The sequence below is a fragment of the Streptomyces sp. NBC_01214 genome, assembly GCF_026340975.1.
Taxonomy (GTDB): domain Bacteria; phylum Actinomycetota; class Actinomycetes; order Streptomycetales; family Streptomycetaceae; genus Streptomyces.
Genome location: NZ_JAPEOS010000002.1, coordinates 1099240 through 1112083, shown reverse-complemented (window position 1 = coordinate 1112083; position 12844 = coordinate 1099240). Strand labels below are relative to the sequence as shown.

Genomic DNA, 12844 nt, shown 5'->3' with positions numbered 1-12844 from the left:
CCCGTGACCGGCGGACCGGGCGGCCCGACGGTCTACGACCCGTACACGCTGCCCTCCGACGACAACGTGAACGCGTACACCTTCTGCGTGGAGCTCAAAGGGAGCCAGTGGTTCCTGCAGAAGGGCAAGATGATCTCGTACTACGGGCACATCGAGTTCAACGGCATCGGCAACGGACGCTTCGACCGCCTGCTGCGCACCAGTTTCCACTCGCCGCTGCACGCCAGTGACTGGGTGGTGGCCGAGGGCTCGGGCAAGATGCTGCTGGCCGACCGGGCCTTCGACGTGAACTCGTACGACCTGGACGAGGGCAACCTGACGATCCGTTCGGGCAACCTGCTCGCGTACCAGCCCTCGCTCGCCCTGAAGCAGTCGATCGTCCCGGGCTTCCTGACGCTGATCGGAACCGGGAAGTTCGTGGCAGCGTCCAACGGACCGGTGGTGTTCATGGAACCGCCGCTGCGCGTGGACCCGCAGGCGCTGGTGGGCTGGGCGGACTGCCCCTCGCCGTGCCACCACTACGACCACGGCTACATGACGGGCGTCATGGGCGGACTGCGCTCGCTGACCGGCATAGGGGGCAGCTCGGGCGAGGAGCACCAGTTCGAGTTCGTCGGTGCGGGGACGGTGCTGCTCCAGTCGTCGGAGATGCTGATGGCGGAGCAGGCGATCGGCGCGGTCGGCGCCGGGGCGGCCACGGGCAACGCGCAGGGCGTTCCGGGGGCCGGTCAGGGGCCGATGGGGCAGCTGGGCGTGCCGCGGATGCCGGGACAGCTGGGTGATCTCCAGCGCCGCCTCGGACTGTGACCGCCTGACCTGAGATTTTTGTACGCAATTCAACTTTTTAGGTAGAGTTCATTCATGGAGACCATGGAGACCGAGACGGCCCCCCTCCCCCAGACTCCGTCCGGGGGGACCCACTGGCTGACCGACGCCGAGCAGTGCGCCTGGCGCACCCACCTGGACGTCAGCAGGCTGCTGATGCACCAGCTGGAAAAGGATCTCCAGCCCTTCGGACTCACCAACAACGACTACGAGATCCTCGTGAACCTCTCGGAGTCGCAGGACCACCGGATGCGGATGAGCGATCTCGCGACCGCCACGCTGCAGTCCAAGAGCCGGCTGTCGCACCAGATCACGCGTATGGAGACGGCCGGTCTGGTCCGCCGGGTGAACTGCGAGTCCGACCGCCGCGGCCTGTACGCGGTGCTCACGGACGAGGGCATGGAAACGATGCGACGCGTCGCCCCGCACCACGTGGCGTCCGTCCGCAAGCACTTCATCGACCTGCTGCCGCCGGAGGCCCTGGCGGCGCTGCGCGCCTCGCTGACCCCGGTCGCGGAGCACCTGCGCGACAACCGCGGCAAGGTCTGAGGCCGGGGCCGTCCGGGCAGCGCGGGCCTCACGGGCTCGCCGCGCCCCGGACGGCCATCGGCCCCACAATGGCTGGGAACGCTCGCTGCCGGCCCTGTGTCCGTGGGCCGGCCTGAGGAGGTCCAGCCTATGAAGCGCAACGTGTTCGTCTCAGCGGCCGCGTCCGTGGCCCTGCTGGTCGCGGGCCCCGCGGCGACCGCCGCCGCGGTCTCCGCCGACCTGGCGGGAACCGCCCCCGCGACCGCCGCCGCCAAGGTCGACGTCACGGCCGAGCAGGCCCTCGCCGCCGCCCTGAAGGACTACCCGGGCGTGGTCGAGTCCCTCGACCGGGACGGCAACGTCTGGCACGTGGACGTGATCACCAAGGACGGCAAGGGCCACGCCGAGCTGGAGGTCGACGCCGCCACCGGCAAGGTCTCCCGGCAGAACGTGGACACCGACGAGGACCCCGGCGAGCACAAGGGGCTGCTCGCGGCCAAGATCACCGCGGGGCAGGCCGCCAAGGCCGCCGTGGCCGCGCACCCGGGCACGGCGTGGACCGTCGAATGGGACGCCGGTGACAACGGCCAGGCCCCGTACTGGCACGTCGAGGTCAAGAGCTCCGACGGCACGACGTGGAACGCCTCCGTGGACCCCACGACCGGCAAGGTCACCGCGCAGTCGGACTCCGACTCCGATTCGGACTCGGACGAGAACTCCTGACGCACCCGGGCCGGGCCCCGGCAGCGGCGCCGCACGCGCCCTGCCGGGGCCCGGCCCGGGTGCGAAGGCCCTACGCCTCCGTCAGCGTCGTCAGCAGCGCGTCCGCCGCCGCGTACGGGTCCAGCTCGCCCACGGCCACCCTGGCGGCCAGGGCGTCGAGGTGCGCGTCCCCGTGCACGTCCGCCATCCGCGCCCGCAGCGCCGTCACGGCGATCGTCTCGACCTCCCGGGCCGCCCGGGCCGCCCGGCGCTGGGCCAGCACGCCGCGCTCGTCCATCCACGCCCGGTGCTTCTCCAGCGCCTCGACCAACTCGTCGATGCCCTGGCCGCGGGCCGCGACCGTCTTCACGATCGGCGGCCGCCAGTCGTCCCGGCCCCGGGCTTCGCCCAGGCCCAGCATGTGGTTGAGTTCCCGGGCGGTGGCGTCCGCGCCGTCCCGGTCCGCCTTGTTGACCACGTACACGTCGCCGATCTCCAGGATTCCCGCCTTGGCGGCCTGGATCCCGTCCCCCATCCCGGGGGCCAGCAGCACCACCGAGGTGTCGGCCTGCGAGGCGATCTCCACCTCCGACTGCCCGACCCCGACCGTCTCGACCAGGATCACCTCGCAGCCGGCCGCGTCCAGCACCCGGATCGCCTGCGGGGCGGCCCAGGCGAGCCCGCCCAGGTGGCCGCGGGTGGCCATGGAGCGGATGTAGACCCCCGGGTCCGAGGCGTGGTCCGACATCCGCACCCGGTCGCCGAGCAGCGCCCCGCCCGAGAAGGGCGAGGACGGGTCGACGGCGAGGACGCCGACCCGCTTGCCAGCCTTGCGGTACGCGGACACGAGGGCCGAGGTCGAGGTCGACTTGCCGACGCCCGGCGACCCCGTCAGCCCCACCACGTACGCCCCGCCCGTCAGCGGGGCCAGTGCCGCCATCACCTCGCGCAGCTGCGGGGACGCTCCCTCGACCAGCGAGATCAGCCGGGCCACCGCTCTCGGCCGGCCCTCACGGGCCTGGGCCACCAGCTGGGGGACGTCCACCGTCATACGTGCTGCGCTCCTCGGTTCTCGTACGGGTTCCTGCGGGTTGCCGGGCCCCGCATCGGGGGGCCCGGCGTCCCGGCGCTGCCTACTTGGCGACGCGGACGATCAGCGCGTCGCCCTGACCGCCGCCGCCGCACAGGGCGGCCGCGCCGACGCCGCCGCCGCGGCGCTTCAGCTCCAGCGCCAGGTGCAGCACCACACGGGCACCGGACATGCCGATCGGGTGTCCCAGCGCAATGGCGCCACCGTTGACGTTCACCTTTTCCGGCGTCACGCCGAGGTCCTTCATTGACTGCACGGCGACCGCAGCGAAGGCCTCGTTGATCTCGATGAGGTCCAGGTCGGAGACCTCGAGGCCCTCCTTCTTCAGCGCGTGCAGGATCGCGTTCGACGGCTGCGACTGGAGCGAGTTGTCGGGACCGGCCACGTTGCCGTGGGCGCCGATCTCGGCGATCCACTCCAGGCCGAGCTCCTCGGCCTTCGCCTTGCTCATCACGACCACGGCGGCGGCGCCGTCGCTGATCTGCGAGGAGGTGCCGGCGGTGATCGTGCCGTCCTTGGCGAAGGCCGGACGCAGCTTGCCGAGGGACTCCACGGTGGTCTCGGGACGGATGCCCTCGTCGGTCGAGAAGATCACCGGGTCGCCCTTGCGCTGCGGGATCTCCACAGGGACGATCTCGGCCTCGAAGACACCGTTCTTCTGCGCGGCCGCGGCCCGCTGGTGCGAGGCGGCGGCGAACTCGTCCTGCGGGGCGCGCTCGATGCCCAGGCGGGTGTTGTGCTTCTCGGTGGACTCGCCCATCGCGATGTTCTCGAAGGCGTCGGTGAGACCGTCGTAGGCCATCGCGTCCAGCATCTCGACGGCGCCGTACTTGTAGCCCTCGCGGGTCTTGGGCAGCAGGTGCGGGGCGTTGGTCATGGACTCCTGACCGCCCGCGACCACGATGTCGAACTCACCGGCGCGGATCAGCTGGTCGGCCAGCGCGATCGCGTCCAGGCCCGAGAGGCACACCTTGTTGATCGTGAGCGCGGGCACGTTCATCGGGATGCCGGCCTTGACCGCCGCCTGGCGGGCGGGGATCTGGCCCGCGCCGGCCTGCAGCACCTGGCCCATGATCACGTACTGCACCTGGTCGCCGGAGATCCCGGCCCGGTCCAGCGCGGACTTGATGGCGAAGCCGCCGAGGTCGGCACCCGAGAAGGACTTCAGCGAGCCGAGCAGCCGCCCCATGGGCGTGCGGGCCCCGGCGACGATCACAGAAGTGGTGTTGTTCGATCCGGACATGAGGCACAGCCCCTTGGATGAGGAGTGAACGAGGGTTTACGTGAATGTACTGGGCGGTACCGCAGCGGTCACCGGGCTGCCGGTGTGATCGCGCGCACGTTGCGTGACGACCCCCTTCAGCGGTGCACTATCACCATGCTGACAAGAATCGACCACATCGGGATCGCCTGCTTCGACCTGGACAAGACTGTCGAGTTCTACCGTGCCACGTACGGCTTCGAGGTGTTCCACTCCGAGGTCAACGAGGAGCAGGGTGTCCGCGAGGCCATGTTGAAGATCAACGAGACGTCCGACGGCGGCGCCTCGTACCTCCAGCTCCTGGAGCCCACCCGCGAGGACTCCGCCGTTGGCAAATGGCTGGCCAAGAACGGCGAGGGGGTCCACCACATCGCCTTCGGCACCGAGGACGTCCAGGGGGACTCCGAAGCCATCCGCGGCAAGGGCGTCCGCGTCCTCTACGACCAGCCCCGCACCGGCTCCATGGGCTCCTCCATCACCTTCCTACACCCCAAGGATTGCCACGGCGTCCTCACCGAACTGGTCACCTCGAACCCCGAGCACTGACGGACCACTGATGGCCCGATTCCCCGGCCGGTAGAGTGGCCATGGCTCGGCCGGGGTTCGGTGCGGAGACGGGGTCGGGGCCTGTGACCCCTGCCCCGGTATCTGACACCATTCCCCCGGGGGCGTCGTTCAGCGGGCGAGCGATGCTCATTGGGAGTGAGCTTGCGACCAGGGGACGGATGGGACCGCGCTGTGCGGGGCTACGAAAGCCAGGAGAGCCATCAGGCCGAAGCCGACCATCTCTCGCGCTTCGAGGCCGAGATGGAGCGGCTGAAGAAGGAGCGCGGGAAGGCCGTCCAGCACGCTGAAGACCTGGGATACCAGGTCGAGGTGCTGCGCGCCAAGCTTCACGAGGTACGACGCGCTCTTGCGTCCCGCCCCGCCTACGACGGCGCGGACATGGGGTACCAAGCGGAGCAGCTGCTCCGCAATGCCCAGATCCAGGCCGACCAGATGCGTTCGGACGCCGAGCGCGAGCTCCGTGACGCCCGGGCGCAGACCCAGCGCATCCTCCAGGAGCACGCCGAGCACCAGGCGCGCCTGCAGGCCGAGCTGCACGCCGAGGCCGTCAACCGCCGCCAGCGCCTGGACCAGGAGCTGGGCGAGCGGCGCCAGACCGTCGAGGCCCACGTCAACGAGAACGTGGCCTGGGCCGAGCAGTTGCGCGCCCGCACCGAGTCCCAGGCGCGCCGGCTCATGGAGGAGTCCCGCGCCGAGGCCGAGCAGTCGCTGAACGCCGCCCGCGCCGAAGCCGCCCGGGTCGCCGAGGAGACCCGGCGCCGGATGGCCGCGGACGCCGAGACCGCCCGCGCGGAGGCCGAAGCCACGCTGCTGCGCGCCCGCAAGGAGGCCGAGCGGCTGCTGACCGCCGCGTCCACGCAGGCCCAGGAGGCCAGCGAGCACGCGGAGCGGCTGCGCTCCACCACCACCGCCGAGGCCGAGCACACCCGCCAGCAGACCCTGGACCTGGGTCGGCTGGCCGAATCCCGCGTGCAGGAAGCCGATTCCGCGCTGCGCGTGGCGCGCGCCGAGGCGGAGAAGGTCCTCGCGGAGGCGAAGGAGAGCGCGACCCGGCAGCTGACGTCGGCGGAGTCCGTCAACGAGCAGCGCACCCGCACCGCCAAGGAGCAGGTCGCCCGGCTGGTCGGCGAGGCCACCAAGGAGGCCGAGGCCCTCAAGGCGGAGGCCGAGCAGGTCCTGGCCGACGCCCGTGCGGACGCCGAGCGGCAGCGCACCGAGGCCGGCGAGCAGGCCCGTACGGCCGCGGCCGAGGACATGGCGGCGCAGCTGGCGAAGGCCGCCCGCACCGCCGAGGACGTACTGAACAAGGCCTCGGAGGACGCCCGGGCCACCACCCGGGCCGCGTCCGAGGAGGCCGAGCGGATCCGCCGCGAGGCCGAGACCGAGGCCGACCGGCTGCGCTTGCAGGCGGCGGCCACGGCCGACGAGCTCAAGGGCGCGGCGAAGGACGACACCGAGGAGTACCGGGCCCGTACGGTCGAGCTCCAGTCGGAGGCCCGGCGGCTGCGCGGCGAGGCCGAGCAGCTGCGCGCCGAGGCCGTCGCCGAGGGCGAGCGGATCCGCGGCGAGGCCCGCCGCGAGGCCGTCCAGCAGATCGAGGAGGCGGCCCGGACCGCCGAGGAACTGCTGGGCAAGGCCAAGGCGGACGCGGACGAGCTGCGCGGCGGCGCGACCGCCGAGAGCGAGCGGGTGCGCGCCGAGGCCGTGGAGCGGGCCGGCATGCTGCGCAAGCAGGCCGAGGAGACCCTGGAGCGGACCCGCGCCGAGGCCGAGCGGCTGCGCGCCGAGGCCGAGGAGCAGGCCGAGGGCGTACGGGCCGAGGCGGACGCGGCGGCCGCCGCCCGGCGCCAGGAGACCGAACAGGCGCTGGCCGCCAAGCGGGCGGAGGCCGACGAGGAGCTCGTACGGCTGCACACGGAGGCCGAGACCCGGCTGACGACGGCCGAGCAGACGCTGCGCGACGCCCGCGGTGCGGCGGAGAACATCCGCCGGGAGACCACGGAGGAGAACGACCGGCTGCGCGCCGAGTCGGCGGAGCGGATCCGCACCCTGCAGACGCAGGCGGAGGCCGAGGCCGACCAGCTGCGCACCGAGGCGGCGCAGGACGCCGGCCGGGTGCGCGCCGAGGCCGAGCAGTCCGCCGTGCGGCTGCGCGGTGAGGCCGAGGCCGAGGCGGAGCGGGTGCGCTCCGAGGCCCAGGAGACCGCGGACCGGCTGCGCGCGGAGGCGAAGGCCGCCGCCGAGCGGGTCGCCGAGGAGGCCGCGGAGGCGCTGGCCGCCGCACAGGAGGAGGCCGCCCGGCGCCGCCGGGAGTCCGAGGAGACCCTGGCGTCGGCGCGCACGGATGCGGACAGCGAGCGGGCGCAGGCCCGCGAGCAGAGCGAGGAACTGCTGGCGCAGGCCCGCAAGCGCTCCGAGGAGGCGCAGGCCGAGGCGGTCTGGCTGACCGAGGAGGCCGAGCGGCGCGCGTCGGAGGTCGTGTCGGCGGCGGAGGCCACCGCCCAGCAGGTGCGGGACTCCGTGGCCGGGCTGCACGAGCAGGCCGAGGAGGAGATCGCCGGGCTGCGCAACGCCGCCGAGCACGCGGCGGAGCGTACGAAGACGGAGGCCGAGGAAGAGGCCGGCCGGGTCCGCAGCGACGCCTACGCGGAGCGGGAGCGGGCCACCGAGGACGCCAACCGGGTCCGCAGCGAAGCGCGGGCCGAGACGGACGCGGCGAAGGCACTGGCGGAGCGTACGGTCGCCGAGGCCATCGCCGAGGCGGAGCAGCTGCGCAGCGACACCGCCGAGTACGCGCAGCGGGTGCGTACGGAGGCCACGGACGCGCTGGCCGCCTCCGAGCGGGACGCGTCCCGGACCCGGGCCGACGCCCGGGCCGACGCGAACCGCATCCGCGGCGAGGCCGCGGAGTCCCTGGAGGCCTCGCGCGCCGAGGGCGCCCGGATCACGGCCGAGGCGACGGCGGAGGCCGAGCGGCTCACCGAGGAGACCCGCGCCGCGAACGCGGTCACCGTCGGCGACGCCGAGGCGCAGGCCGAGCGGATCACCGCCGAGGCGGCCGAGGCCGCCGAGGCCGTCCGCACCGAGGCCGCGAACGCCCTGGACGAGGCACGGGCCGAGGGCAACCGGCTGCGGACCGAGGCCGCGGAGCAGGTCGACCGGCTCATCACCGAGGCCGCGGCGGAGGCCGACCGGCTCACCGACGAGACCCGCGCCGCGAACGCGGCGACCGTGGGCGAGGCGACGCTGGAGGCCGAGCGGCTCACCACCGCGGCGACCCGGCTCAAGGCGCAGGCGGCCGAGACCCTCGCGGGCGCCGAGCGCGACGCCGCGCGGATCATGGTCGACTCGCGTGCTGAGGGCGACCGGCTCATCGACGAGACCCGCGTGGCCAACGAGGCCACCGTCGGCGAGGCCGCGGCGGAGGCCGACCGGCTGCGCGCCGAGGCGGCCCAGGTGCTGGACGAAGCCCGTGCGGAGGGCGGCCGGATCGTCGGCGAGGCCACCGCGGAGGCGGAGCGGGTCACGGCCGCGGCGAACGAGACCCTGGCGGGCGCCGAGCGCGATGCCGAGCAGACGCTGGACGAGGCGCGCGCCGAGGCGAACCGGCTGCGCACCGAGGCGGCCGAGCAGGCGGACCGGCTCGTCACCGAGGCCATCTCCGAGACGGAGAAGCTCACCGAGCAGACCCGCAAGGACAACGAGCGCACGGTCGGCGAGGCGGCCGGCGAGGCCGAGCGGCTGCGCGCGGACGCGTCGGAGGCGCTGTCCTCGGCGCAGGAGCACGCGACCCGCACCCGGTCGGAGGCCGAGCGGGTCAAGGCCCGGGCTGCGGCCGAGGCGGAGCGCACCCGCAGCGAGGCCCGTACCGAGTCCGAGCGACTGCTCGACGAGGCGCGCGAGGCGGCCAACAAGCGCCGCACCGAGGCCGCGGAGCAGGTCGACCGGCTCATCACCGAGGCCGCGGCGGAAGCCGACAAGCTCACGACCGATGCGCAGAAGCAGGCCCTCGCCGCCACCACGGCGGCCGAGGAGCAGGCCGACGCGATGGTCGACGCGGCCCGCACGGAGGCCGTGCGGATCACCTCCGAGGCGACCGTCGAGGGCAACTCCATGGTGGAGAAGGCCCGTACGGACGCGAACGAGCTGCTGGTCGGCGCGCGCACGGACGCGGCTGCCATAAGGGAACGGGCGGAGGAGCTGCGCGGCCGCGTCGAGGGCGAGGTCGAGGAGCTGCACGAGCGGGCCCGCCGGGAGTCGGCGGAGCAGATGAAGTCGGCCGGCGAGCGCGTGGACAAGCTGGTGCGCGCGGCGACGGAGCAGAGCGTCGAGGCCGAGGCGAAGGCCAAGGAGCTGGTGTCGGACGCGAGCAGCGAGGCGAGCAAGGTGCGCATCGCTGCGGTCCGCAAGGCGGAGGCGCTCCTCAAGGAGGCTGAGCAGAAGAAGGCGGAGCTGGCCCGGGAGGCCGAGAGCGCGCTCGCGCAGGCCAAGGCGGAGGCGGAGCAGCTCGTCGAGGAGGGCCGCCGCGAGCTGGAGGTCCTGGTGCGCCGTCGCGAGGACATTCAGGCGGAGATCTCCCGTGTCCAGGACGTTCTTGAGGCGTTGGAATCATTCGAGGCGCCTTCGGGCGGCGGAAAGCCGGCGATCGGCAGCCAGGGCACGGGGGGCGTGAAGGCCGGAGTGACTGCGGGATCCACTCGTTCGGGTGGCAAGGCGTCGGAGGGGTAGCCAAATGCTCTGGGGTGTGTGCACCTGATGAAGGTTCAGGCGAACGGGTGACAAGCATTCTGCCGCCTTGCCACTCAAAAGGGGTGTCATTGTCCAGATCAAACGCGGATTGACTCGATGACACGCCGTCTGGGCGCCTAGGATTCCCCTAACACCTCACGTAGCACCTCATCGGTCTCATTCGACAGGAACCCCATGAGCGACACTTCCTCCCCCTTCGGCTTCGAGCTCGTGCGGCGTGGTTACGACCGTGGTCAGGTGGACGACCGCATTACCAAGCTGGTCTCCGACCGCGACAGCGCCCTTGGACGTATCAACTCTCTGGAAAAGCGGATCGAGGAGTTGCACCTCGAAACGCAGAACGCCCAGGCCCAGGTGACCGACGCGGAGCCGTCGTACGCCGGTCTCGGCGCCCGGGTCGAGAAGATCCTGCGCCTGGCCGAGGAGGAGGCGAAGGACCTGCGCGAGGAGGCCCGTCGTGCGGCCGAGCAGCACCGCGAGCTCGCCGAGTCGGCCGCCCAGCAGGTGCGCAACGACGCCGAGTCGTTCGCGGCCGACCGCAAGTCGAAGGCGGAGGACGAGGGCGTCCGCATCGTGGAGAAGGCCAAGGGCGACGCCGCCACCCTGCGCGCCGAGGCCCAGAAGGACGCGGCCTCCAAGCGCGAGGAGGCCGACGCCCTCTTCGAGGAGACCCGCGCCAAGGCCGCCCAGGCCGCCGCGGACTTCGAGACCAACCTGGCCAAGCGCCGCGAGCAGTCCGAGCGCGACCTGGCCTCCCGTCAGGCCAAGGCGGAGAAGCGCCTCGCGGAGATCGAGCACCGCGCCGAGCAGCTGCGCCTGGAGGCCGAGAAACTGCGTACGGACGCGGAGCGCCGGGCCCGCCAGACCGTGGAGACCGCGCAGCGCCAGGCCGAGGACATCGTGGCCGACGCCAACGCCAAGGCGGACCGTATCCGCAGCGAGTCGGAGCGCGAGCTGGCGGCGCTCACCAACCGCCGCGACTCGATCAACGCGCAGCTGACCAACGTCCGCGAGATGCTGGCGACGCTCACCGGTGCGGCCGTCGCGGCGGCCAACCCGATCGTGGACGACGAGCCCGTCACCCGCGGCGTGCCGGCGCAGCAGAGCCGCTGATTACCGGCGGGTAGCACGCAACACCCGTCGTGCGCCCGATCGAGGGCCCTATGTCACCCTTTTGAGGTGGCGTAGGGCCCTCGGGCGTTCTAGCGTGGCCGCATGATCGAGCTCGAGGGCCTTACGAAACGATTCGGCACGACGACTGCCGTGGACCACCTCAGCTTCCAGATCCGACCGGGGGTGGTGACCGGCTTCCTGGGCCCGAACGGCGCGGGCAAGTCCACGACCATGCGCATGATGCTCGACCTCGACAACCCGACCAGCGGCACGGTCCGGGTCTACGGGAAGCACTACCGCGACTTGTCGGAACCCCTGAAGCACGTCGGGGCACTGCTGGACGCGAAGGCCATGCACGGTGGCCGAAGTGCATACAACAACCTTCTCTGCCTGGCCCAGTCGAACCGCATCCCGCGACAGCGGGTCGACGAGGTGCTGGATCTGGTCGGCCTGACGGCCGTGGCGAAGAAGAAGTCCAAAGGTTTTTCGCTCGGAATGAGCCAACGGCTGGGAATCGCCTCTGCATTGCTGGGCGATCCGGAAATCCTGATGTTCGACGAGCCGGTCAACGGCCTGGATCCCGAGGGAATTCTCTGGATCCGCAATCTGATGAAGGGCCTGGCGGCCGAGGGAAGGACGATCTTCGTCTCGTCCCACCTGATGAGCGAAATGGCGCTGACGGCAGATCACCTGGTCGTCATCGGACAGGGAAAGCTGCTGGCTGACCTGCCGATGGCCGATTTCATCCAGCAGAACTCGCGCAGCTACGTACGGCTGCGCACGCCGCAGCAGGAGCGGCTGAAAGACGTCCTGCACGAGGCCGGGATCAACGCCGTCAGCGTTCCCGCCACCGGCACCCTGGAGATCGACGGCGCGAGTGCGGAGCAGCTCGGCGAGCTGGCCGCCCAGCACCAGATCGTGCTCCACGAACTCAGCCCGCAACGGGCTTCACTGGAGGAAGCGTTCATGCGCATGACGGCGGACTCCGTCGAGTACCACGCCCACGCACCGGGCATGGCTGCCGACAACCCGGCCCGGCCGGCCGACGTCCCCGCCTGGGGCGCCGGCTTCCAGGCGACGCGCAAGGCCGGTGAGTGAGCATGGCCTTCACCGCCGTCCTCCAGTCCGAGTGGACCAAGATCCGCACGGTCGCCTCCACCAGCTGGACCCTCGCGCTCGTCTTCCTGGTCACCGTCGGGTTCGCCGCCCTGTTCAGCGCCACGTTCGACCCCGACGGCCTGCCGGCCGCCCAGCGGGCCACCTTCGACCCCACCGCGATGAGTCTGGGGTCGATGCAGCTCGGACAGCTGGCCATGATCGTCTTCGGTGTGCTCGTCGTGAGCACCGAGTACAGCACGGGCATGATCCGCACCTCGCTGGCCGCCGTACCCCGCCGGGAGCACTTCCTGCTCGGCAAGATGGCGGTGGCGACGGGGCTGGCCCTGGTCGTGGGGCTGGCGACCAGCTTCGTCTCGTTCTTCCTCACCCAGGCGCTCCTCGGCGACCTCGGCATCGGCATCGGTGAGGAGCACGTGCTGCGCGCGGTGACCGGCGCCGGGCTGTACCTGGCGCTGCTGGCCCTGTTCTGCATGGGCGTGGCGGCCATGCTGCGCAGCTCCGTCGCCGCCATCAGCGTTCTGGTCCCGTTCTTCCTGATCGTCTCGAACCTGCTCGTCAGTTTCGACGCGACCCGTACGATCGGCCAGTACCTGCCGAGCAACGCCGGCGGGCGGATCATGCAGGTCGTGCCCAACGCCTTCGATGCCCCCGAGACCCCCTACGGCCCGTGGGGCGGCTTCGGGATCATGGTGCTCTGGACGCTGGCCGCGGTACTCGGGGGCTACGCCATCCTCCGCAAGAGGGACGCCTGACCTCCTGCCCGCGTACTACGGGTCATGCCCGGGTCGGTCTCAGGGGCAGCTCAGGGATCCGGCCCGGGACGGAACCGCAGGAACCTCGTTATCCTCTTAATCCTTACGCGGGCGAAAGTCGTCCCGGCCTGGTAAGGG

General features: G+C 71.9%; 10 protein-coding genes. 8 read left to right on the top strand and 2 right to left on the bottom strand.

What is annotated here, in order from left to right:
- Positions 1–3: 3 nt before the first annotated feature.
- The 3 genes from OG594_RS30070 to OG594_RS30060 all read left to right on the top strand — a co-directional run bounded on the left by OG594_RS30070 (position 4) and on the right by OG594_RS30060 (position 2076).
- The gene (locus OG594_RS30070) at positions 4–807 is read left to right on the top strand and encodes an AIM24 family protein (protein WP_266606631.1); all 804 of its coding nucleotides are present in this window, start codon (positions 4–6) and stop codon (positions 805–807) included.
- 63 nt (positions 808–870) lie between these two features.
- Complete coding sequence (locus tag OG594_RS30065; protein ID WP_266606630.1) at positions 871–1374, top strand: MarR family winged helix-turn-helix transcriptional regulator; 504 nt, start codon at positions 871–873, stop codon at positions 1372–1374.
- 129 nt (positions 1375–1503) lie between these two features.
- A complete protein-coding gene (locus OG594_RS30060; protein WP_266605036.1) occupies positions 1504–2076 on the top strand; it encodes a PepSY domain-containing protein in 573 nt (190 codons plus the stop codon).
- Between the two features lie 70 nt (positions 2077–2146).
- Here OG594_RS30060 and meaB read toward each other — a convergent pair whose 3' ends face one another.
- Together meaB and OG594_RS30050 are read right to left on the bottom strand one after the other, a co-directional pair.
- The gene (meaB, locus tag OG594_RS30055; RefSeq protein WP_266605034.1) at positions 2147–3106 is read right to left on the bottom strand and encodes a methylmalonyl Co-A mutase-associated GTPase MeaB; all 960 of its coding nucleotides are present in this window, start codon (positions 3104–3106) and stop codon (positions 2147–2149) included.
- 82 nt (positions 3107–3188) lie between these two features.
- Entirely contained in the window at positions 3189–4388 is a 1200-nt protein-coding gene (locus OG594_RS30050; protein ID WP_033218877.1) for an acetyl-CoA C-acetyltransferase, read from the bottom strand.
- Between the two features lie 135 nt (positions 4389–4523).
- Here OG594_RS30050 and mce point away from each other — a divergent pair, with 135 nt between their 5' ends.
- The 5 genes from mce to OG594_RS30025 all read left to right on the top strand — a co-directional run bounded on the left by mce (position 4524) and on the right by OG594_RS30025 (position 12706).
- Entirely contained in the window at positions 4524–4952 is a 429-nt protein-coding gene (gene mce / locus OG594_RS30045; protein ID WP_008738238.1) for a methylmalonyl-CoA epimerase, read from the top strand.
- Between the two features lie 192 nt (positions 4953–5144).
- The gene (gene scy / locus OG594_RS30040; RefSeq protein ID WP_266605031.1) at positions 5145–9701 is read left to right on the top strand and encodes a polarized growth protein Scy; all 4557 of its coding nucleotides are present in this window, start codon (positions 5145–5147) and stop codon (positions 9699–9701) included.
- Positions 9702–9896: 195 nt separating this feature from the next.
- Entirely contained in the window at positions 9897–10835 is a 939-nt protein-coding gene (locus OG594_RS30035) for a cellulose-binding protein (protein ID WP_266605029.1), read from the top strand.
- A gap of 102 nt (positions 10836–10937) precedes the next feature.
- A complete protein-coding gene (locus OG594_RS30030; protein ID WP_266605027.1) occupies positions 10938–11933 on the top strand; it encodes an ABC transporter ATP-binding protein in 996 nt (331 codons plus the stop codon).
- Positions 11934–11935: 2 nt separating this feature from the next.
- Positions 11936–12706 (top strand): ABC transporter permease, encoded by a 771-nt coding sequence (locus tag OG594_RS30025; protein WP_266605025.1) that lies wholly within the window; start codon positions 11936–11938, stop codon positions 12704–12706.
- The last annotated feature ends 138 nt before the right edge of the window (positions 12707–12844 follow it).

Coding starts and splice junctions, on each gene's coding strand:
- OG594_RS30065 (WP_266606630.1), top strand. CDS start 871: ATGGAGACCGAGACGGCCCCCCTCCCCCAGACTCCGTCCGGGGGGACC.
- OG594_RS30060 (WP_266605036.1), top strand. CDS start 1,504: ATGAAGCGCAACGTGTTCGTCTCAGCGGCCGCGTCCGTGGCCCTGCTG.
- meaB (WP_266605034.1), bottom strand. CDS start 3,106: ATGACGGTGGACGTCCCCCAGCTGGTGGCCCAGGCCCGTGAGGGCCGG.
- OG594_RS30050 (WP_033218877.1), bottom strand. CDS start 4,388: ATGTCCGGATCGAACAACACCACTTCTGTGATCGTCGCCGGGGCCCGC.
- mce (WP_008738238.1), top strand. CDS start 4,524: ATGCTGACAAGAATCGACCACATCGGGATCGCCTGCTTCGACCTGGAC.
- OG594_RS30035 (WP_266605029.1), top strand. CDS start 9,897: ATGAGCGACACTTCCTCCCCCTTCGGCTTCGAGCTCGTGCGGCGTGGT.
- OG594_RS30030 (WP_266605027.1), top strand. CDS start 10,938: ATGATCGAGCTCGAGGGCCTTACGAAACGATTCGGCACGACGACTGCC.
- OG594_RS30025 (WP_266605025.1), top strand. CDS start 11,936: ATGGCCTTCACCGCCGTCCTCCAGTCCGAGTGGACCAAGATCCGCACG.